Origin of the sequence: Flexivirga alba (assembly GCF_042661025.1) — a bacterium.
Classification (GTDB): domain Bacteria; phylum Actinomycetota; class Actinomycetes; order Actinomycetales; family Dermatophilaceae; genus Flexivirga; species Flexivirga alba.
This window is the reverse complement of record NZ_JBHSWH010000001.1, coordinates 3641491-3661980: the sequence shown is the minus strand read 5'-3', so window position 1 is coordinate 3661980 and position 20490 is coordinate 3641491. Positions and strand designations below refer to the sequence as shown.

Here is a 20490-nt window from a genome sequence, read left to right as displayed (position 1 = left end):
ACGTGCAGCACGCAGCGAAAACCAAATGTCCGAAGGAGAGCTGAGATGGCCGAGACGATCCAGGCCGAAATGGCCGCCAGTGTCTGGAAGATCCTGGTGGCGCAGGGCGATCACGTCGAGGAGGACGACCCGATGATGATTCTCGAGTCGATGAAGATGGAAATCCCGGTGCTCGCCGAGTCCACCGGAACCGTGCTGAAGGTGTATGTCGCCGAGGGCGACCACATCACGTCAGGGCAACCGCTTTTCGACGTGGAGGCAGAATGAGCGCGACAACAGGAACGAGCGCCGCGGCGAAGGCGTGGTCGGTGCCACGCCTCGGTGAACCGCGTGACGTGCTGGAGCTGACCGCTCAGGACGTTCCGGTGCCGGGGGAGGGCCAGGTCGCCGTGCGGGTTCGCGCTGCTGCCGCCAACTTCCCCGACGTCTTGATGTGCCGCGGTGAATATCAGGTGCGTCCGGAGCTGCCCTTCACCCCGGGCCGGGAGATCTGTGCCGACGTCGTCTCGGTCGGACCCGGAACCACCCGCGCCACCGTCGGCGACCGAATCCTCGGCCTGACGACGCTTCCCACGGGAGGCTTCGGCGAATTTGCCTTGATGGACCAGCAACTGGTCCACCAGGCTCCCGCATCGTTGACCGACGCCCAGGCATCCTGCCTTTTCATCGGCTACCAGACCGGGTGGTTCGGTCTGCACCGCCTTGCGCGGATCCAGTCCGGCGAGACCCTGCTGGTGCACGCCGCAGCGGGTGGCGTCGGCAGTGCCGCCATACAACTCGGCAAGGCGGCCGGCGCGCGGGTCATCGGTGTCGTCGGTGGTGCGGCGAAGGCCGACTACGCGAGGCAGCTCGGCGCCGATCTGGTCGTCGATCGCCGCAGCGAAGACTTCGTCGAAGTGGTGAAGGACGCGACCGACGGTCGCGGCGCCGATGTGGTCTTCGATCCGGTGGGTGGTGACGTCTACCAGCGGTCGACCAAATGCATCGCGTTCGAGGGACGCATCCTGGTGGTCGGGTTCGCCGGTGGCGAGATCCAGAGCGCCAAGCTCAACCACGCCCTCGTCAAAAACTACGCGATCCTCGGAATCCATTGGGGTCTCTACAATTCCAAGAATCCGCAGGCGGTCGACGACTGTCACGAAGAGCTGTGTCGGCTGGCCGACGCCGGTGCCATCGACCCGTTCGTGAGCGAGCAGTTCTCGATCGACGGTGTGCCCGCAGCACTCCAACGGCTCGCCGACGGGGAGACCGTCGGCCGCGTTGTGATGGTCGCCGATGGCGACTGATCCACCGCCCGGTCTCGACCTCGACCGGCTCTCGGACTGGCTGGTCGGCCAGCGGGTGACACCGGTTGCCGGACCGCTGCGGGCCGACCTCATCGAGGGCGGTAAATCGAACCTGACGTATGACGTCACCGACGGGCAACACCGGTGGATCGTGCGCCGTGCCCCGCTCGGCCATGTGCTGGCCACCGCGCACGACATGCGCCGGGAGTATCGCGTGGCCGATGCACTGCGCCACACGAGTGTTCCAGTGCCCGCAATGATCGCGTTCTGCTCCGACGACGAGGTCATCGGAACGTCCTTCTACGTGATGGAACGGGTCGAGGGAGTGCCCTACCGCTACGCCGACGAGTTGCGCCGTCTCGGCGAGGCGCGCACTCGAGGCATCTGCGTCGAACTGGTCCGGGCGCTTGCCCTGTTGCACCAGGTCGATCCCGAGAGCGTCGGCCTCGGCGACTTCGGGCGTCCCGACGGGTTCCTGGGCCGGCAGGTGGCGCGCTGGAAAGGCCAACTGGACAAGTCCCGTACGCGCGACCTGCCACTGGCCGATGTCCTGTATGACGCACTCGCTGCTGCGGTTCCGGAGTCGGCGCCATCCGGGATCGTGCACGGTGACTTCCGCCTGGACAACGTGCTGATGGATACCCACGACCGACCTGCCGCCGTGATCGACTGGGAGATGGCGACGCTGGGAGACCCGCGGCTCGATCTCGCCCTGATGCTCGTCTACCAGCGCCGGGCGCGTCTCGTCGCCGACGAGAGCGGGACCGATCCGGCGACGTACGACGTGACGCTCGCACCCGGCTACCTCAGCGAGCCGGAGATCCTGCAGGAGTACCAGGATTCCAGCGGCATCGATGTCACCGGCTTCGGATTCCATCTCGGGTTGGCCTGTTTCAAGCTCGCCGCGATCGGCGAAGGCATCCGCTTCCGCCATACCCACGGACAAACGGTCGGAGCCGGGTTCGAGGGCGCCGGCGACAGCGTGCCGATGTTGCTCGAACTCGGCCTCGGCACACTGAAGGAGTACACCTGATGAACTTCGAGACCGACCCGCAGGTCGAGAGTCTGCGCAAGAATCTGCTCGACTTCATGGAGTCGCACGTCTACCCGGCCGAGTCGGTGTTTGAGCACGAATCGGCAGACGCGGCAGACCGTTTCGCTTCTTCGGACCTGCCGGTGATGCGTGGGTTGAAGGACGAGGCCAGACGACGCGGATTGTGGAACCTCTTCCTTCCTGGCTCGGAGGGCGCCGGACTGACGAACCTGCAATACGCGCCGTTGGCGGAGATCACCGGCCGCAGCAGCACGCTGGCTCCGCAGGCGATGAACTGTTCCGCACCGGACACCGGCAACATGGAGTTGTTGTCGATGTTCGGCACCGAGCAGCAGAAGCTGGACTGGCTGGAGCCGTTGCTGGACGGACGGATCCGCTCGTCGTTCGCGATGACCGAGCCGGCTGTGGCGTCCTCGGACGCGACCAACATCGCCACGTCGATCGTCCGCGATGGGGACGATTACGTGATCAACGGGCGCAAGTGGTTCATCACGGGCGCGATGAACCCGCACGCGAAGATCTTCATCGTGATGGGTAAAACCGATCCCACGGCGCCGCGGCATCGCCAGCAGAGCATGGTCCTGGTGCCGCGTGATACCCCCGGTTTGACCGTCGAGCGTGACCTGACGGTCTTCGGCTACGACGATCACCACAACGGTGGCCACGCCGAAGTCTCCTTCACCGATGTCCGGGTGCCGGCAAGCAACCTGATCGGCAACGAGGGTGACGGGTTCGCGATCGCTCAGGCACGGCTCGGCCCGGGGCGGATCCATCACTGCATGCGAGCCATCGGCACGGCGGAGCGGGCGATCTCGATGATGTGTGCGCGCGCCGAGGAGCGAGTGGCATTCGGCCGGCCGCTCAGCGAACAGGGCGTCATTCGCGACTGGATCGCCGAGTCACGGGTCCGGGTCGAGCAGCTGCGGCTGTTGGTGCTCAAGACGGCGTGGCTGATGGACACCGTCGGCAACAAGGGCGCACATACAGAGATCCAGGCGATCAAGATCGCGACGCCGGCGGCTGTCGAGTGGATCCTCGACAAGGCGATCCAGGTCCACGGCGCCGGTGGGCTGTCCCAGGACTTCTTCCTGGCGTCGGCCTACGCCCACACCCGGACTCTGCGTTTCGCCGACGGCCCGGACGAGGTCCACAAGAACTCACTGGCCCGCCGGGAGCTCCAACGCCAGGCCGCTGAGCGTGCAAACGAGTCATGAGCGTCCTCAACAGGTTTCGGCTCGACGGCCGAGTAGCCGTCGTCACCGGTGCATCGTCCGGGCTCGGCGTGGCCTTCGCGCGCGGCTTCGCCGAGGCCGGCGCGGACGTCGTTCTCGCCGCGCGTCGCGCGGATCGGTTGGAGCAGACCGCCGAGCTGGTGCGCTCGACGGGTAGGCGCGCATTGTGCGTCACCACCGACATCGTCCTGCCCGAGGACTGCGAACGCCTGGCGGCGGCCGCCACGGAGGAATTCGGTCGCCTCGACATACTGGTCAACAACGCCGGTGTGGGCACGGCGGTGCCGGCGTCCCGGGAGACACCGGAGGAATTCCGGCGAGTCGTGGACATCAACTTGAACGGCTCGTATTGGGCCGCGCAGGCGTGTGGCGCTCGTATGACGCCCGGCAGCGCGATCGTGAACATCTCCAGCATCCTCGGTCTGACAACGGCCGGGCTCCCGCAGGCGGCATACGCCTCGAGCAAGGCCGGAATCATAGGTCTGACAAGGGATCTCGCGCAGCAATGGGGTGGCCGCAAAGGCATCCGGGTCAACGCGATCGCACCCGGCTTCTTCTCTTCGGAGATGACCGACAACTATCAGCCGGGCTACCTGGAGAAGATGAGCGAGCGGATCGTGCTCGGGCGGGTCGGCGACCCCGAGGAACTCGCCGCGACTGCAGTGTGGCTTGCCTCGGATGCCGCTGGGTACGTCGTCGGGCAAACCATCGCCGTCGATGGCGGCGTGACGCTCACTTGATCAACTCCAGCAGATTTCGACGAAGGAGCACACCAGCATGACCGAAGCAGTAATCGTCGCCACCGCCCGTTCACCCATCGGCCGAGCCTTCAAGGGCTCACTTGCCGACGTCCGCCCGGATGACCTGGCAGCACACGTGATCGGAGCCGCACTCGCATCCGTTCCGTCTCTCGATCCGACGACCATCGAGGACCTCTACCTCGGGGCGTGGGAGCACAGCGGCGAGCAGTCGGAGAACATCGCCCGCCGGGTGGCAGTCCAGCTGGGACTGGACACCGTGCCTGGCTCGACGGTGAATCGCGCGTGTGCTTCCAGCGTCCAGACGACCCGGATGGCCGCCAACGCCATCAAGTCCGGTGACGGCGAGATCTTCGTTTCCGCGGGAGTGGAGTGCGTCTCCCGCTATCCACGCTCCGAGGGCGGCGTCGGATCGGGCGACCAGAACTTCCACAACCCGCTCTTCGCATCCGCGGAACAGCGCACGGCCAGGCTCGCCGCAACGAACGCGAAGTGGACGGATCCGCGTGCCGAAGGGTCGCTGCCGGATGTCTACATCTCGATGGGTCAGACCGCTGAGAACGTCGCGACCCAGCGCGGGATCAGCCGCGCCGAGCAGGACGAATTCGCTGCTCGCTCACAGCAATTGGCGGAAAAGGCAATTGCCGACGGGTTCTTCGACCGCGAGATTGTGCCGTTCACCAAGGCCGACGGCACGGTCGTGTCCACCGACGACGGACCCCGCGCCGGGACGACGGTCGAGACGCTGTCGGGTCTGCGTACGGTGTTCCGCGAGGACGGGACGGTCACGGCCGGTAATGCGTGTCCGCTGAACGACGGCGCCGCCGCGCTGGTGCTGATGAGCGACACCAAGGCCGCTGAGCTGGGCCTGCAGCCGATCGCCCGGGTGGTGGCCACGGCCGCAAGCGCGTTGTCGCCGGAGATCATGGGTCTTGGTCCGGTGCAGGCCAGTCGCCGGGCCCTCGCCAAGGCAGGTATGACGATCTCGGACATCGATCTGGTCGAGATCAACGAGGCGTTCGCGGCGCAGGTCATTCCGTCATACCGGGAGCTCGGCATCGACCTCGACCGGCTGAACGTCCACGGCGGTGCGATTGCTCTGGGTCACCCGTTCGGCTCGACCGGCGCCCGTATCGCCACGACCTTGCTGCACGGTCTGCAGGAGCGCGACGGTCAGTTCGGTCTCGAGACCATGTGCGTCGGCGGGGGACAGGGTATGGCGATCATCTTCGAGCGTCTCAGCTGAACCACCCGAGAAGGGCCGGCGGACTTCCGCCGGCCCTTCTCATGCGTGGAAACCCTTGTGGCGCAGCCGGTTCAGATCGACAGGCCACCATCGACAGGGAGGACGACACCGGTCACGTAGCCGGCTTCCGCGCTGGCCAGGAAGCTGACGGCGGCGACCATTTCCGAGGGGTCACCGAAGCGGCCCGCGGGTATGGCGGCGATGAGTTCCTGGCGCTTGTCCTCGGGTATGGACGCGACCATGTCGGTCTCGGCATTCGGCGAGATCGCGTTGACGGTGATTCCGAACCGGGCGAGTTCCTTGGCAGCGGTGCGGGTGAACCCGATGATGCCCGCCTTGGCGGTCGCGTAGTTGGCCTGGCCGATGTTGCCGTGCAAACCCGTGTATGACGTGACGTTGACGATCCGCCCGTGGCCCTGGGCGCGCATGACGGGAACGGCCGCACGGGTCATCCGGAACGTACCGCCCGCGTGCACCGCGAGCACGGTGTCCCATTGTTCGTCGGTCATCTTCCACAGCACGGTGTCGCGCAGGATGCCGGCGTTGTTGACCACGACGTCGACACGACCGGTCCGGTCGACGACCTGCCGGACCGCGGCGTCCACGTCCGGGGTCGACGAGACGTCGGCCCTGATCGGCTGCGCGCCGATCTCGTCGGCCGTCGCCGCCGCGGCGGCACCGTCGAAGTCGACCACGAACACGTCGGCGTGCGCTGCGGCGAACGCCCTGGCGATCTCTCGGCCGATGCCGCGCGCGGCGCCGGTGACGATGACCGAGCGCCCGGTGAAGTCGAAGGCGATGTTGCTGTCAGAGGCCGAGGTCACGTCCGACCAGCTCCTTCATGATCTCGTTGGATCCTGCCCAGATCTTGGTGACACGTGCGTCGCGCCAGGCTCGGGCGACCCGGTATTCGTTCATGTATCCGGCGCCGCCGTGCAGTTGTAGACAGTGGTCGAGGACGGAGTTCTGGACCTCGGCGGTCCACCACTTCGCCTTGGCGGCGTCGGTGGGTGTCAGCTGCCGACCGCTGTGCGCCAGCACGCACTGGTCGACATACGCCTGGGTGACTTCGACCTTGGTGGCCAGTTCCGCGAGCAGGAACTTGTTGGCCTGGAAGTTGCCGATCGATTGGCCGAATGCGGTGCGGTCCTTGGCGAAGTCGATGGTCTCGTCCAGGATCTGGCGAGCATGAGCCAGGTTGGTGACCGCCGCCGAGATCCGCTCCTGCGGCAGCCAGGTCATCATGTGTCCGAAGCCCTTGTCACGCTCGCCTATCAGGTGGGAGGCCGGGACACGGACGTTGTCGAAAAACAGCTCAGCAGTGTCGGATTCGGGTTGTCCGACCTTGTCCAGCTTGCGGCCTCGACTGAAGCCGGGGATGTCGGTCGGCACCGCGAATAGCGATATTCCCTTGGCCCTCGAGTTCGGCGTCGTGCGGGCGGCCACGATGACCAGGTCCGCGCCATACCCGTTGGTGATGTAGGTCTTGGAACCGTTGAGGACGAAGTCGTCGCCTTCCGCGGTAGCGGTCGTGCGCAGCGCAGCCAGGTCGGACCCGGCGCTGGGTTCGGTCATCGCGATGGCGGCGACCCCATCGCCCGATGCCAGTCGGGGCAGCCAGGTCGTGCGCACTTCCGGGGTGGCCAGCTCAGTCAGGTATGGCGGAACGATGTCGGCGTGGATGCCGACACACGATGGGAGCGCCATGTTCACCGCGGCGAGCTCTTCCATCAGCACGGCGTTGAAGCGGAAGTCCTCGGCTCCTGTTCCGCCGTGTTCAACCGGGATCTCGAGTCCGAGGAGTCCTTGCCGTCCGGCCGCCTGCCAGAACTCTCGTGGGATGGCCTTGGCGTCCGCCCACTTCTCGACGTGGGGGAGGACCTCACGTCGTACGAACTCTTGGACTGCGGAGCGGAACTCTTCGTGGTCGTCCGTGTAGACGGTCCTGTGCATCACAACTCCTGCGTGATTCTCGTGGCGAGCAATTGGCTGGTCAGCGGCTGCAGTGACCGGTCATGTCGCGCGGGCGAAGTCCGGGACGAGCCGCTCGAAGGTGACGGATCCGGTCTTGACCAGACCCAGTCGCTCCGCGATGGCGATCATCCGGTCGATGCTCTCTCGGGTCACGCCGAACATCGGGTTCATCTTGGGCACCAGTACGTCGGTGAAATGCTTGACGAACGCTGTCGATTCGGTCGCAGCTTTGCCATTGAAGCTGCCGGTGTTGAGTTCTTTCGCTGCGGCTGCTTGATGTTCGGTGATCCAGGTCTTCGCCGCCCACTGCGCGGCGAGCCAATTCTGTGCAGCCGCCCGGTTGGTCTGCGCGAACTTCTCGCGCACGCAGATCGCGTAGACCACCTGCTTGTTCAGGACGTTCGGGACCTCTGCGTCCGTGAAGTCGACCATGATGCGGCCGCCGGCCTCGGACACCATCATCCGGCTGGTCACATAGGAGATGCCGACATACGCGTCGATGCGCCCGCCCTGCATCTGCGCGATCGCCGGTGTCGCCTGGCCGACCGCGAGATGTGTGACGTCGTCGTTCGACATCCCGGCGGCGCTCAGGGCCAGCCGCAACTGCAGGTCGGCGCCCGCCCCGATCGCGGTGACCCCGACGCGCTTTCCGCGCAGGCTTGCCATCTTCTCCTTGAAGCTGGCGTCCTGCGCCGGCCAGTTGTGCCCTTTCGCAACCACGATGGAGTTGATCGGCTCCGGGTAACGGACGCCGACGACGACCGGCCGCTCACCCGGGCGTGAGTGCGCGAACGCCTCGATGGTGAGGAGCATGTCCTGCGCGCCGCCGTTGATGGTTCCGCCGCTGAGCAGCTGCATGCCTTGCACCCCGCTGGTCGGGTAGATGAACTTCGGAACGTCGAGATGGTGTCCTTCGTAGAGGCCCTGTGACTTGTCGACTGCGTCGAGGAAGTAGGTATCACCGGGCGCTGTCGCGATCGGAAACTTCGTCGCGCCGGCAGACCCTGCCGCGCTGTGGTCGTTGCCCCCGCATGCGGCCAGGATGGATCCAGCGGCAGCGGCCCCGAGGCCCAGTCCGGTCCCCCTCAGGATTGACCGACGGTCCCAGTCGAGCGACGGGATTCGGGATGGGTGGGAACTCGGCATGCGGCCGCGGGTCATGGCGCTCCTGACTGATGGACCGTGCAGATCCAGGTCCGCACTCGACATACTTGGCGTGGACCAGACCCGGCTGGCTTCGCCGTTCAGGTGGACCAGCGAAAGCGTATGGCCAGAAAGAGGATTCGCACTGGTCGCGACTCCTATTGCGGTGATAGTCGGGTCAGGCCGACCGTGGCTCGAGCAGCCGTTCTCAGGTCTCGAGGTCGGTGATGAACTGTCGGGACGGCACGAAGAAGGTCGAGCCGGTGACCGCGGTCGAGAAGTCGAGGATCCGGTCGTGCAGTGGCGGTGGGGCACCGACGAACATGCGCTCGAGCATCTTCTCGATCACCCACAGGTGCCGGGAGTAGCCGATGAAGTAGGTGCCGTATTCGCCCTTGCCAGGTATGGCGAACGGCATGTTGTCGCGCAGAATGTCGTGCTCGCCGTCCTCGTCCTCGATCGTGCACAGCGTCTTGTGCGCCTTCTGCTGATCGTCGCCGGCGTCGGGCAACTCGACGTTGTCGAACTTGGTCCGGCCGATGATGGCCTCCTGCGCCTCGGTCGACTGACTGCGCCAATCGCCCAGGTCGTGCAGGTACTTCTGGGTGACGACGTAACTGCCGCCGGCGTATGCCGGGTCCTCCGCTCCGACGATCGTGTCGTGCTCCGCGTCGGGACCGCTCGCGTTCGCGGTGCCGTCGACGAATTCGAGCAGGTCACGAGTGTCGAAGTACCGGAAGCCGGCGACGTCGTCGACTGCACTCACCGAAGTGCCGAATGCCTCCAGCAGCATCCGCTCGAACTCGACGATCAGGCCCAGGTTGTCGGCTCGCAGGTGGAACAACAGATCCCCTGGCGTTGCCACAGCTGTGTGCTTGGCACCCTTGATCTCGGCAAAGGGCTTGAGCTCCTTGGGAGCCGGTTTGCCGGTGAGGCGATCCCAGACCCGATGGCCGATGCCTACGTTGCAGCTGAAGAAGTTCTCGGCGGACCGGATCCGCACGTTCTTGACGAGATCGTCGGTGCTCGCGACCACCGAGCGGGCGGTCCGCGTCGCGTCCTCGCCGTCGTTGATCGTCAGCACCAGGAAGGCCGCCGACTGACTGAGCGGCTTGGCGACGTCTTGTGGCTGTGGGCTCTCGACCTGGCTCATGTGCTCAGGCTAGGACATTGCTGCCTGCCGCCATACAACGCGAAACACCCTGCAGGTCGGGGCTACTCGCTCGCTCGTCCGGCAGGGTGCGTGCCAACTTCTGGTGTCCGGTGCTGCGTTTACGGAACGTCGATATGCGGGGTGAAGTCGTCGGGCCAGGCCCGCTCAGAGATCGGGAACCCGAAGGGCCAGACGACGTTGTCGGTGAACTGGGTCCGCTTGAAGTCGTTGCCACGGACGATGTTCCTGCGCTGACTGCCGGCCTGCCCGCCATGTCGAAACCACACGCATCCGTTCATCCGGCCGATGAACTCGCAGTGGACGAGGTCGGCGTCGTGCGCGAAGTGTCCTTCCCAGCGGCAGTTGAGGAAGGTGCATTCCTCGAAGCGCGCGCTCATCATGCTGAAGCCGCGGCAATGTCCTTGTCGAAGCCGGCGAACGGACCCGCAGCGGTGAAGTGCAGGAAGGCCACAGCAGTGGTGTGTGCACTCTCAGGGGCTGGGCGAAGATGTCTGCTCCAGTCGATCTGGGCCGGTGAGGGTCGCCTCGACTGCGGCGATTCGGAAGCTCGGACTGCGGACAACCTGTGGATGACCGAGCCTCACACCGAGCCGACTCGTCCGCGCGCACGCTTACGCAGAGGTGTGGGTCGGGTCACTGCGGCCGGCGTCGCTGCCGGCGTGCTCCATGGGCGGGTGCGCCACCACCGCAACCGGGCACAGAGCCCGGCGTATGACGCGCTGGCTGACCGTCCCCAGGACGAGTCCGGCGACTTCCCGGTGTCCTCGGGTTCCCACGACCAGCAGCGAGGCGTGGGCGCTGTGCTCGACAAGTGCGCCGGCAGTGGGGGCACACTCCACGCGCGTGGTGACCTTCACATCCGGATACTGCGAGCCGAGTCGGGCGAGTCCCTTGTTCAGGTGCGCCTGGTGGTACTGGTGGGCTGCTTTCACGTCACCACCGGGCATGGGGATGCCGCTGGCGAAGTCCAATCGGTCCAGTTGCCAGCACAAGACGGCGACCAGTCCGACACCGCGGCGGTCGGCTTCGGCGAAAGCGAAGTCGAGCGCCGCGACCCCGTCGGGCCGCAGATCGACACCGACGACGACCGGCCCGTCCGCCTGGCGGTCGGTGACGGCTGCGCGCACGATCAGCACAGGACAGTGGGCTGCAACAGAGACTCGTGTCGTCACCGAGCCCAGGACGGCACCGCGGACCGCGCCGGAGCCTTTCGTGCCGAGCACGATCTCACTGGCCGCGCTTGATGCGTCGACAAGGGCGAGCGTCGGCGACTCGGCCGGTTGCGACCACGTGACGGGAAGTCCTGGGTGGTGCTTCACCACGATGCCGAATGCCTCATCGCAGATGTTGTCGATCGGCTCGACGTTCTCCGTCGAGGCGTAGCCGGAGAACAACGTCCCCTCGGCGTGCAAAATGTGCAACGGGTGGTTCGCCTGCTCGGCGCGGTCGGCGCCCCACCGCAGGGCGTGCCAGCCTTCTTGGGATCCGTCGACACCAACGACCACGGCGTTGTTGGGGATGTGACTTGTCATGGAAGGCCTCCTCGGTCGCGCACCGGTGGGTGCTGTGTGACTTCAGGATCGGCCGACCGGTCCGCGGCGACGAGGGCCAAAGGTCCCGAAGCCTGTTCACGAGCTGCCTGCAGGTCCTAGTGTGAAGTTCATGCAGAGCCCGAATGAAGGTTCTGCCGGTGGGCATTCCCTGGTGACGCCGGCCGCGCTGGACTTGGACGACCTGATCGGCGAGCTTCGCGCACGCGCGGAGGCATCAACCCGGTCGCATGAGCGGTTGGCGCACCTGCTCGACGCAGTCGTAGCGGTGACTGCAGACCTGGAGTTGAGTGACGTCCTGTCCCGGATCGTGCGAGCCGCGTGCGAGCTGGTCGACGCCAAGTTCGGTGCGCTCGGTGTGCTTGACAGGGACCGTGAACACCTGGTCGAGTTCATCACCCGAGGTCTCACCCCGGATGAGCGGGCAGCGATCGGCGATCTGCCGCACGGCAAAGGCATCCTCGGATTGCTGATCCGGGAGCCTCACCCGCTGCGGTTGGGGGACCTGTCGAAGCACCCGGACAGCTACGGTTTCCCCGCCAATCACCCTGCCATGCACAGCTTTCTGGGGGCACCGGTACGCATCCGGGACGAGGTGTTCGGCAACATCTACCTGACGGAGAAGGCCGACGGTGGCCAGTTCACCTCGGATGACGAAACGATCCTGATCGCGCTGGCGGCGGCAGCCGGTATCGCGATCGACAACGCACGACTGTACGAACGGAGCCGGCGGCAGCGCGCCTGGGTGGAAACCAGCAGTGAGCTCAGCCAGCGACTGCTGGAGGGATCGACCGAACGCGATGCGATGCGGTTCCTGGTCGCGGCGGCGGTCGAGCACGCCTACGCACGCAACGGGTTCGTCGCACTGCACGACGAGGTGGGCCAGCTACACGTCGTCACCTGTGACCTACATTCGGGAGGCGAGGCGTGTGACACCGTTCTCTCGGCGCCCGGTTGGCGCACGCTGGTGCAGACGGGCGAGCCGGTCCTGCTCGGCGCGGGCAGTAGCGCGCCGGCCGACTTGGGCACCGGTCTCACGACTGAACTGACGTCTGTGCTGGGCGACGGGCACGGTGAGATAGCGGTGTTGCCCGTTGTCGTCGGAACCGAAGACGTCGGGGTGCTGGTGGTGGTCTGGGACAAGGACAGCGCCTCCCTGGCGGCCGAGATGCTGGAGCTGTTGGCCGGACTCGCCGGACAGACCGGTCTGGCGCTGACCGCGTCGCGTGCCCAGCACGACAGGTCGCGGCTCGGGCTCTTGGAAGACCGCGATCGCATCGCGCGCGACATGCACGACCACGTCATCCAGCGGTTGTTCGCGACCGGGTTGTCCTTGCAGGCAGCCAGCCACCTGGCGACCCATCCCACGGTGCGAGCTCGGGTCGACGACGCGGTCGATGACCTGGACCGGGCGATCAAGGACATCCGGCATGCGATCTTCGAATTGCACGACGTCGGATCCTCGACAGCACGGCAGGCCGTGGAGTCGTTGGTCGCCGAGCTGACCGAACCACTGGGCTTCCCGCCCGAGATCAGCATTGAAGGGCCGGTCGATCGCTTGCCGGCCGGGGTGGTGACCGATGTGCTGGCGGTGGTGCGGGAGGGCCTTTCGAATGTCGCCCGGCATGCCGGCGCGGACCGTGCGTCGGTGGACGTCGACTGCAACGAGGAGCTGATCGTCCGGGTACGCGACAACGGCGGCGGCATACCGCCGGGAACTCGCCGCAGCGGCCTGGACAATCTCGACCGGCGCGCCCGGTCGCGCGGTGGCGCGCTGACGGTGCAGCCGATCGGTCCGGCCGGCACCGAGTTGGAGTGGCGCATACCCGTCGACCGTGCGTCGGCGACATCGACGGGAGAGGCCATGCGCTCATGAAGATTCGCATCTTCCTGCTGGACGACCACGAGGTCGTGCGGCGCGGCATACGGGACCTACTGAACATCGAGCCCGATCTCACCGTTGTCGGCGAAGCCGGCAGTGCCGGCGCGGCACTTCGGGAGATCGTGATCACTCAGCCGGATGTCGCGCTGCTCGACGTCCGGCTGCCGGACGGGTCCGGCATCGACGTGTGCAGAGACGCCCGCTCGGCGCTGCCGACGATGAAGGCGTTGATGTTCACCTCGTACAACGACGCGCGTGCTCTGCAAGCAGCGGTGCTCGCCGGCGCGTCCGGATATCTGCTCAAGGACATCAAAGGCCCGAGTCTGACCGACGCGGTACGCGCGGTCGCTGGTGGTCGCAATCTGTTGCGCGACAACGAGGTCGAGCGGCTTCGTCGAACGTGGCAGGAACCCGACACCACCGATCGGCGTCTGCAACTCCTGACACCGCAGGAGCGCCGTATCCTGGACCACATCGCGCAGGGTATGACCAACAAACAGATCGCCGATGCACTGCACCTGGCCGAGAAGACCGTGAAGAATTACGTGACCTCGTTGCTCGCCAAACTCGGCATGGAACGCCGTACCCAGGCGGCGGTATTCGCCGCCACCCAGGCCGGCGAGTCAAGACAACGGGACCAATGACCCTGTTGGGACACCGCTGCGGGGAGCACCGTGGGTGCCATGAATCTCACGAACAATGACCTCAACACCGCCGAAATGCCTGTCTCCGAGTGCTGGGCACTGATCCGGTCGGTGCCGGTTGGCCGACTGGCGGTCGTTGTCGAGGGCCAGCCGGACATCTTCCCGGTGAATCACCTGGTCGACCACGGCACGATCGTGGTGCGCACCGGCACGGGCACCAAACTGGCCGCGGCCGATCGGCACCCCGTTGCCTTCGAGGCCGACGGGTATGACGTCGCGCGCGCCCAGGCATGGAGCGTTGTCATCAAAGGCACCGCCCGGTCGATCGAACGCTTGCACGAGGTCGTCGACGCGCTCCAGCTTCCGATCTTCCCGTGGCAGGACGGTCCGAAGCCGGCATTTCTGCGCATCGAGCCGGACTCGATCACCGGCCGGCGGATCCAGGTGCAGGGCGGAGTCGGTGGCGACCAGAAGTCGGTGTGACTGACGGCTGACCGTCCGGTCAACCATCGATCCGGACTGTCTCACCAAGTTGCGGCACCACCACACACCAACCCGTGTGTTTGCGGACCGGGCACATGGCACGGCGCAGAACACCCTGGCTGACGGAGCCAAGCACGAGACCCGCAGCCTCGTGCCGGCCGCGCGACCCCAGCACGACCAACGAAGCCTTGCCGCTGCATGCGACGAGCATGTCGGTGGGGTCGCCGCGGACCAGACGCACCTTCACCGCCACCCCGGGGTGTCGATGCTGCTCAGCAGCAACCAAGCGCTGGACATCGGCTCGCTCCAGGAATCCGTACTCCGTGACGTGTACAGGCGCCAACGACTGCTCGGACAGCTCCGCCTCCTGAAACGCCGCCCGCAGTGCATCGCGGTCGTTCGGCCCGCCTTCCAGGCCGACGACGACGGGTCCTACCTGTTCATGCATCGCCAGATCGACTGAGAACAAATGGGTTTCGCTCAAGTCCCGACTTCGGGACTTTGGTCCATGTCGGAAGGACCGCGCACCGGCGACAGTGGATACGTTCGAGCAGCCGTGTCGGACCTTCACTTCCGCACTGAGACCCAAGGAGTTTCACCATGTTCGCGTCCACCACTTCGGCAACGAGACCTCGGCGGCACATGTCTGACGGCAACGCACCCGAACCGGTCAGGCCCGGCGCATGGTTCCAACTCGCCCTGGTGACAGTCGGATTCGCAATCAACTTCTGGGCGTGGGCACTGATCAGTCCGCTCGGCCCGCTCTTCAGCCCGGACAAACACAAGCTCGCACCGGCGGCCTACGACAAGGCGCTGCAGTGGTTGCCGTTCAGCGGCCACCACCCGCTCACCGCCGGACAGGCGAGCCTGTTGGTCGCCGTGCCGGTGGTCGTCGGGTCGATCGGTCGGATCCCGGTCGGGGCTCTGACCGACAAGTACGGCGGTCGTGTGATGTTCCCGCTGGTCTCCGCTGTGACCATTCTGCCGGTGCTGGTGCTCGGCTTCTGGGCGCAGTCTTCGCTGGTCGCGATGCTGATCGCGGGTGTGTTCCTCGGTATCGGTGGCACGTCGTTCGCGGTGGGCGTGCCGTTCGTCAACGGCTGGTTCCCGCCGGAGAAGCGCGGTATGGCGATCGGCATCTTCGGCGCCGGCATGGGCGGCACCGCCATCAGTGCGTTCACAACCGTGAACCTATTCAAGTCACACGGTGGGGCGACACCGTTCGTCGTCGTCGCGGTCGCGTTGGCGCTCTACGCGGTCGCCGCACGCCTGCTGCTGCGCGACGCGCCGGGGCGCGTCATACCGAGCACACCGCTTGTGAAGAGGCTTGTCGGGACCGCGAAACTGCCGGTGGCCTGGCAGGCTGGGCTGCTCTACACGATCGGGTTCGGCGGTTACGTCGCTTTCTCGGTCTTTCTGCCGCTCTACCTGAAGAACACCTACACGCTCACGGCGGCGGATGCAGCGACGAAGATGGCCGGATTCGTCATCATCGCGGTCATCATGCGGCCGATCGGTGGTACCCTCGCCGACCGGCTCGGCTCGGTCCCGGTGCTCGCGAGCTCCTTCGCGGTAGTGGCAGGTTGCGCGGCCCTAGCGGCCGGGGAGCCGCCGTTGCAGGGTTACGGCACGCCGGTGTTCCTGGTTCTGGCCGCGGCGCTGGGTGCTGCGTCGGGGGCGACGTTCGCGTTCATCGCGCACGTGGCCGATCCGGCCCGCGTCGGTGGAGTCACCGGCCTGGTCGGTGCAGCCGGCGGGCTCGGCGGTTTCGTGCCACCACTGGTCATGGCTTACATCTACAGCGCCACACGTTCGTACGCGATCGGCATGTGGCTGCTCGCCGCCTGCTCGCTCGGAGCTCTCGCCCTGGCCGTGACGATTGTTCGGCACACCGCACTCGAGGCCGTGGCACCGGCGGCCGGCGCTGCGTCGGCGCGCCAAGGTCTCGCCGGCGTTCCCGGGACCAAAGGCCCTGCCAGCCAAGGCTGTTCAGACGCGAGTGTGTGACCTATGCAAACATCGACACATCCACGAACCCAGCAACTGACCACCGAGCAGTGCATCGCCCTGCTCCAAGAGGCAGCGGTCGGCCGACTCGGCGTGATCGTCGCCGGACGCCCGGAGATCTACCCGGTCAACCACGCCGTCCACGAGGGCGACATCCTCTTCCGGAGCGGCTCGGGCACCAAGCTGGATGCCGCAGTCGGCGAGCACGTCGCCTTCGAGGTCGACGGTTACGACGCCGAGACGAAGACGGCATGGAGTGTGCTGGTGACCGGTCTCGCGACCGAGGTGGCCCGGCTGCACGAGGTCCTGGACCTGCTGCGGCTTCCGGTCTTCCCCTGGGAGCCGGGTGCGAAGCCCCACCTGGTGCGGATCCACCCCGAGACGATCAGCGGCCGGCGGTTCGCTGCGGTCGACCTGTTGCGGACCTTCGCGACCTGACGGCCGCCCGGGGTGGACACTCGGTGGGTGACGAAGCAGCCCGCGATCCGTGCACGCCACCTCGATGTGTCGCTGCACGGCAACACGGTGTTGCACGACCTGACCTTCGATGTGCCGGCGGGTGCGGTGGTGGGACTCATGGGTCCGTCCGGCTGCGGCAAGACGACCCTGATGCGTTCGATCGTCGGCGTGCAACGTATGGCGTCAGGCGAACTCACCGTTCTCGGGCAGCGGCCCGGATCGGCCGCTCTGCAACACGACGTCGGATATGTCACCCAGGCGGTCAGCGTCTACCGAGAGTTGACTGTCTCCCAGAATGCGTCGTATTTCGCTGCGCTGCAGGGACATTCGCGGGCCAGCGCCGACCGAGCAATTGCAGCGGTCGGGCTCGCCGACCTGGCCGGTCGCCGGGTGGACCGGCTCTCCGGCGGGCAAGCGAGCCGGGCGTCGCTCGCCTGCGCACTCATCGGAGCGCCCGCGCTGCTGGTGCTCGACGAGCCGACGGTCGGTCTCGATCCGGTCACCCGCGAGGAGATCTGGAGTCACCTGCAGTCGGTGGCTGCGCGAGGTGCCACGTTGCTCGTGTCGAGTCACGTGATGGACGAGGCCGCACGATGCGACAGCGTGCTGTTGTTGCGCGACGGTCGGTTGCTCGCGCATCTGTCTCCCGCCCAACTGCTCGACCGAACCGCCGCCTCGTCATACGACGAGGCTTTTCTGCGGCTCATCCGCTCCGGGGAGATGCCGTGAGCGCCCGGATCCTCGGCGCGACGATCCGGCGCATCCTGCAGCAGCTGCGTGCCGACCCGCGGACCGTGGCGATGATCATCGCGGTGCCGGCGCTGCTGTTGACCCTGCTCTACTTCATCTATGGCGGCGGACCCGTGTTCAACCGAATTGCCCTGACAATGCTCGGGATTCTGCCCATGTTGGTGATGTTCCTCATCACCTCTGTCGCCATGCTGCGCGAGCGGACCTCCGGCACGCTGGAACGCCTGCTGACCACCCCGCTGCATCGAGCGGATTTGCTGGCCGGATACGGCATCGCCTTCAGCGTGGCCGCCACCGCCCAATCAGTCGTGCTGGTGGGTGTGAGCGTGTGGGCCCTCGGTGTGACCACAGCAGGCCCGATCGTGTGGGTGCTACTGGTCGCGGCGGTCTCCGCCGCCGTCGGGGTGGCCACTGGACTGTTGGCCAGTGCCTTCGCGCGCACGGAGTTCCAGGCCGTGCAGTTCATGCCGCTGGTCATCGGTCCGCAGATCTACCTGTGTGGCCTGCTCGTTCCGCACAGCTCGATGCCCCGCGGTCTGCAGGCCCTCGCCGACATACTGCCCATGACGTATGCCGTCCGCGCGCTCACCGCCATCGGCGACCAGCCGTCACCGACCGGAGATGTGCTGCGAAACGTCGCGATTCTCGCGGTGTTCGCGCTGGCCGCCCTCGTGCTCGGCGCCGTCTCGATGCCGCGCCGTACTCGCTGATCGCGCATTCGCACGGTGACCAGCGATGCACCCGACCCCGTGGTTGAAACCGCGCCACGGCGAGGCTGTCCGCGAACTGACTGCTCATCCGGCGCGCACACGCTGGCCCGGCACGGTGCCTTCGTCCCGATTTTCCAGGCGAGATTGATCTGACGAAATCGATTGTGGTTTGGGGACTTTCGTCCTAACGCGCGGGTCTGAGACAGCCGGAAAATAGTAGTGAGGCCGACCAGGTCCCACTGTTCAAACTCTGAAGGAGAAGGCCATGCGTTCCACACTCGACAGACTCATCTCATGGATGGGACTCGGGATCGCTGTCGTCCTGCTTGCCGCTGGTGGGATGCTCACGTGGGCCCACAACTTCATCGGCAACGAGGTGCACCAGCAGCTCTCGTCACAGGCGATCACGATGCCCGGCGGTCCAGCGCTCACCACGCAGGACATGAAGGACAACCTCGGCAAGTACGCCGGTCAGACGATGACCACAGGTCCGCAGGCCAAGGCGTACGCCAACCACTTCATCCTCGCCCACATGAACGAGGCAGCGAAGGGGCAGACGTACGCCCAGGTGAGCGCGGCGCAGATGGCCGCTGCAAAGGCTGACCCGAACTCTGCACAGACCCAGCAGCTCACCGAGCTCAAGACCACCCTCTTCCAGGGCGACACACTCCGTGGCCTGCTGCTCTACGGTTACGCATTCGCGACAATCGGCACGATCGCCGGGTATGCAGCGATCGCGGCGTTCGCCGGCGCGGCACTGATGCTGGCGCTCGCGGGGTTCGGTCTGCGGCACGCAGCACTCGCCCGACGTGGTTCGTCGGTCGTCGGACCGCGCGTCTCGAGGAAAGCCGTTCCGCACACCGCGTAGTACCGATCGAGTTGTCGGACGCATCGAACCCGCTCCGCGACCCGTTGGTCTCGGAGCGGGTTCGATGCGCGCCGGCCGGTAAAGGACCTACCTCGCACCCCGGGAGGGTGAGGTATTTCGCCTGGCCGTAGGAGGTTCACCAGCCGGTGTCTACGGGGGCGACGTAGGTCGCGTTGTCGCCGAGCCGCTCGACCGTGGCTGTCGCAGCGGGCTCGCCGGCGGCAGGGGCGATCAACGCCACCTTGCAGGACGACGATCCGGCATTGAGGACCACAACCTTCATCGGGTTGAACCCGCGCCGACCGCACCAGGGCCGGATTCGATCGCCGTTCGACAACGTCGTGTCATGTGTTCCTCCGTCGAGGTCAGAATCAGTGTGCCGCTCCAGTTGATCTCGGCCGCCGAGCGCCTTCCAGGGACCAATGGCCTGCGCCCGGTCGCGGGTGCACGCGCCACCTCGGGGCGAAGGTGCCAGTGTTGCACTCTCGGGACTTTCGGCCCTCCTCCACGATTCTGTTCGTGGCAGAACCTGAGTACATGACACAGACACACGCACAGACACAGACAGCAACCGACCACGAGTTGAAGACCAGCGTCACCGAGGAATTGTCCTGGGCATCCAACGTGAACGCCGACCACATCGGCGTCTCGGTCAATCGCGGCGCGATCACCCTCTCGGGACAGGTGAACACCTACCCCGAGAAGTCGGCCGCGGTGGCGGCAGCGCTGCGGGTCGCCGGGGTGACCTCAGTTGCCGACGAGATCGCGGTGTGGTCCCACCGGGCGGATCGCGACGACACCGGGATCGCCGCGCACGCCCGGCAGGCCCTGGAGAGCAGCGCCTCCGTGCCACACACCGTGCAGGCCGTCGTCCATGAGCACCAGGTCACGCTGACCGGTTCCGTTCCGTGGAACTACCAACGCAACGTCGCCGGCCGGCTGATGGAGAACCTGCCGGGCGTCTATTCGGTGCAGAACGACATCAAGATCGTCCCGCAGCTCCCGTTCGCCGCAGACACGGCGAAGCAGAACATCCGTGCGGCGCTGCTGCGGAACGCTCAGGTCGAGGCCGATCACATTCACGTCCACACCAACGGCACCGAGATCGAGCTGACCGGGAAGGTGCAGACCTGGGCCGAACGCAGCCAAGCCGGACACATCGCCTGGAACACGCCCGGAGTGACGAAAGTGCACAACAACCTTCATATCGCCCCTTGACCCGCTGCCCATCTTCACGAAACGACTGGAACGGCAGATTTCGGGGACTTTG

At 66.2% G+C, this 20490-nt stretch carries 23 protein-coding genes; 15 read left to right on the top strand and 8 right to left on the bottom strand.

From position 1 onward, the window contains the following. The first annotated feature begins 45 nt into the window (after positions 1 to 45). Genes ACFQDH_RS18155 through ACFQDH_RS18130 form a run of 6 tightly spaced genes read left to right on the top strand, consistent with a single transcriptional unit; the run spans position 46 to position 5576 of the window. Entirely contained in the window at positions 46 to 267 is a 222-nt protein-coding gene (locus ACFQDH_RS18155) for a biotin/lipoyl-binding carrier protein (protein WP_382403791.1), read from the top strand. Beyond that, positions 264 to 1286: an NADPH:quinone oxidoreductase family protein gene (locus ACFQDH_RS18150; RefSeq protein ID WP_382403790.1), complete on the top strand. Its 1023-nt coding sequence runs from the start codon at positions 264 to 266 to the stop codon at positions 1284 to 1286. The genes ACFQDH_RS18155 and ACFQDH_RS18150 overlap by 4 nt, the downstream gene beginning before the upstream one ends. Continuing rightward, positions 1276 to 2319, top strand: a complete 1044-nt coding sequence (locus tag ACFQDH_RS18145; RefSeq protein WP_382403789.1) for a phosphotransferase family protein — start codon at positions 1276 to 1278, stop codon at positions 2317 to 2319. Before ACFQDH_RS18150 ends, ACFQDH_RS18145 begins: the two co-directional genes overlap by 11 nt. Beyond that, positions 2319 to 3554, top strand: coding sequence for an acyl-CoA dehydrogenase family protein (locus ACFQDH_RS18140; protein ID WP_382403788.1), 1236 nt, complete (start codon positions 2319 to 2321; stop codon positions 3552 to 3554). Before ACFQDH_RS18145 ends, ACFQDH_RS18140 begins: the two co-directional genes overlap by 1 nt. Beyond that, positions 3551 to 4312, top strand: a complete 762-nt coding sequence (locus ACFQDH_RS18135) for an SDR family NAD(P)-dependent oxidoreductase (protein WP_382403787.1) — start codon at positions 3551 to 3553, stop codon at positions 4310 to 4312. Before ACFQDH_RS18140 ends, ACFQDH_RS18135 begins: the two co-directional genes overlap by 4 nt. Positions 4313 to 4349: 37 nt before the next feature. Continuing rightward, positions 4350 to 5576, top strand: coding sequence for an acetyl-CoA C-acetyltransferase (locus tag ACFQDH_RS18130; protein ID WP_382403786.1), 1227 nt, complete (start codon positions 4350 to 4352; stop codon positions 5574 to 5576). A gap of 71 nt (positions 5577 to 5647) precedes the next feature. On the opposite strand, the gene fabG is transcribed toward ACFQDH_RS18130, so the two are convergent. From fabG to ACFQDH_RS18100, 6 genes are all read right to left on the bottom strand, one after another. Then, positions 5648 to 6400: a 3-oxoacyl-ACP reductase FabG gene (fabG, locus tag ACFQDH_RS18125; protein WP_382403785.1), complete on the bottom strand. Its 753-nt coding sequence runs from the start codon at positions 6398 to 6400 to the stop codon at positions 5648 to 5650. Beyond that, the gene (locus ACFQDH_RS18120) at positions 6384 to 7529 is read right to left on the bottom strand and encodes an acyl-CoA dehydrogenase family protein (RefSeq protein WP_382403784.1); all 1146 of its coding nucleotides are present in this window, start codon (positions 7527 to 7529) and stop codon (positions 6384 to 6386) included. Before ACFQDH_RS18120 ends, fabG begins: the two co-directional genes overlap by 17 nt. Before the next feature lie 60 nt (positions 7530 to 7589). Continuing rightward, positions 7590 to 8711, bottom strand: coding sequence for an ABC transporter substrate-binding protein (locus ACFQDH_RS18115; protein WP_382403783.1), 1122 nt, complete (start codon positions 8709 to 8711; stop codon positions 7590 to 7592). A 190-nt stretch (positions 8712 to 8901) separates the two neighbouring features. Next, positions 8902 to 9846 carry a Dyp-type peroxidase gene (locus tag ACFQDH_RS18110; protein WP_382403782.1) on the bottom strand — a complete coding sequence of 315 codons (945 nt, stop codon included), beginning with the start codon at positions 9844 to 9846 and terminating at the stop codon, positions 8902 to 8904. 119 nt (positions 9847 to 9965) lie between these two features. Next, positions 9966 to 10247 carry a hypothetical protein gene (locus ACFQDH_RS18105; protein ID WP_382403781.1) on the bottom strand — a complete coding sequence of 94 codons (282 nt, stop codon included), beginning with the start codon at positions 10245 to 10247 and terminating at the stop codon, positions 9966 to 9968. Positions 10248 to 10478: 231 nt separating this feature from the next. Then, complete coding sequence (locus ACFQDH_RS18100; RefSeq protein ID WP_382403780.1) at positions 10479 to 11399, bottom strand: universal stress protein; 921 nt, start codon at positions 11397 to 11399, stop codon at positions 10479 to 10481. 130 nt (positions 11400 to 11529) lie between these two features. Here ACFQDH_RS18100 and ACFQDH_RS18095 point away from each other — a divergent pair, with 130 nt between their 5' ends. Genes ACFQDH_RS18095 through ACFQDH_RS18085 form a run of 3 tightly spaced genes read left to right on the top strand, consistent with a single transcriptional unit; the run spans position 11530 to position 14426 of the window. Then, entirely contained in the window at positions 11530 to 13293 is a 1764-nt protein-coding gene (locus tag ACFQDH_RS18095) for a sensor histidine kinase (RefSeq protein ID WP_382403779.1), read from the top strand. Beyond that, positions 13290 to 13943, top strand: coding sequence for a response regulator (locus ACFQDH_RS18090; protein ID WP_382403778.1), 654 nt, complete (start codon positions 13290 to 13292; stop codon positions 13941 to 13943). Before ACFQDH_RS18095 ends, ACFQDH_RS18090 begins: the two co-directional genes overlap by 4 nt. Before the next feature lie 39 nt (positions 13944 to 13982). Next, positions 13983 to 14426, top strand: a complete 444-nt coding sequence (locus ACFQDH_RS18085) for a pyridoxamine 5'-phosphate oxidase family protein (RefSeq protein ID WP_382403777.1) — start codon at positions 13983 to 13985, stop codon at positions 14424 to 14426. 19 nt (positions 14427 to 14445) lie between these two features. Here the strand turns inward: ACFQDH_RS18085 and ACFQDH_RS18080 are convergent, their stop codons facing one another. Then, a complete protein-coding gene (locus ACFQDH_RS18080; protein ID WP_382403776.1) occupies positions 14446 to 14874 on the bottom strand; it encodes a universal stress protein in 429 nt (142 codons plus the stop codon). Positions 14875 to 15026: 152 nt separating this feature from the next. On the opposite strand from ACFQDH_RS18080, the gene ACFQDH_RS18075 reads away from it, so the two are divergent. The 5 genes from ACFQDH_RS18075 to ACFQDH_RS18055 all read left to right on the top strand — a co-directional run bounded on the left by ACFQDH_RS18075 (position 15027) and on the right by ACFQDH_RS18055 (position 19220). Next, positions 15027 to 16433, top strand: a complete 1407-nt coding sequence (locus ACFQDH_RS18075) for an MFS transporter (protein WP_382403775.1) — start codon at positions 15027 to 15029, stop codon at positions 16431 to 16433. Between the two features lie 3 nt (positions 16434 to 16436). Then, the gene (locus ACFQDH_RS18070; protein WP_382403774.1) at positions 16437 to 16871 is read left to right on the top strand and encodes a pyridoxamine 5'-phosphate oxidase family protein; all 435 of its coding nucleotides are present in this window, start codon (positions 16437 to 16439) and stop codon (positions 16869 to 16871) included. A gap of 27 nt (positions 16872 to 16898) precedes the next feature. Then, entirely contained in the window at positions 16899 to 17621 is a 723-nt protein-coding gene (locus tag ACFQDH_RS18065; RefSeq protein ID WP_382403773.1) for an ABC transporter ATP-binding protein, read from the top strand. Then, the gene (locus ACFQDH_RS18060) at positions 17618 to 18352 is read left to right on the top strand and encodes an ABC transporter permease (RefSeq protein ID WP_382403772.1); all 735 of its coding nucleotides are present in this window, start codon (positions 17618 to 17620) and stop codon (positions 18350 to 18352) included. Before ACFQDH_RS18065 ends, ACFQDH_RS18060 begins: the two co-directional genes overlap by 4 nt. A gap of 265 nt (positions 18353 to 18617) precedes the next feature. Further along, entirely contained in the window at positions 18618 to 19220 is a 603-nt protein-coding gene (locus ACFQDH_RS18055; RefSeq protein WP_382403771.1) for a hypothetical protein, read from the top strand. Positions 19221 to 19356: 136 nt separating this feature from the next. On the opposite strand, the gene ACFQDH_RS18050 is transcribed toward ACFQDH_RS18055, so the two are convergent. Further along, complete coding sequence (locus ACFQDH_RS18050) at positions 19357 to 19503, bottom strand: hypothetical protein (RefSeq protein WP_382403770.1); 147 nt, start codon at positions 19501 to 19503, stop codon at positions 19357 to 19359. A 254-nt stretch (positions 19504 to 19757) separates the two neighbouring features. Here ACFQDH_RS18050 and ACFQDH_RS18045 point away from each other — a divergent pair, with 254 nt between their 5' ends. Then, positions 19758 to 20438 carry a BON domain-containing protein gene (locus ACFQDH_RS18045; RefSeq protein WP_382403769.1) on the top strand — a complete coding sequence of 227 codons (681 nt, stop codon included), beginning with the start codon at positions 19758 to 19760 and terminating at the stop codon, positions 20436 to 20438. The last annotated feature ends 52 nt before the right edge of the window (positions 20439 to 20490 follow it).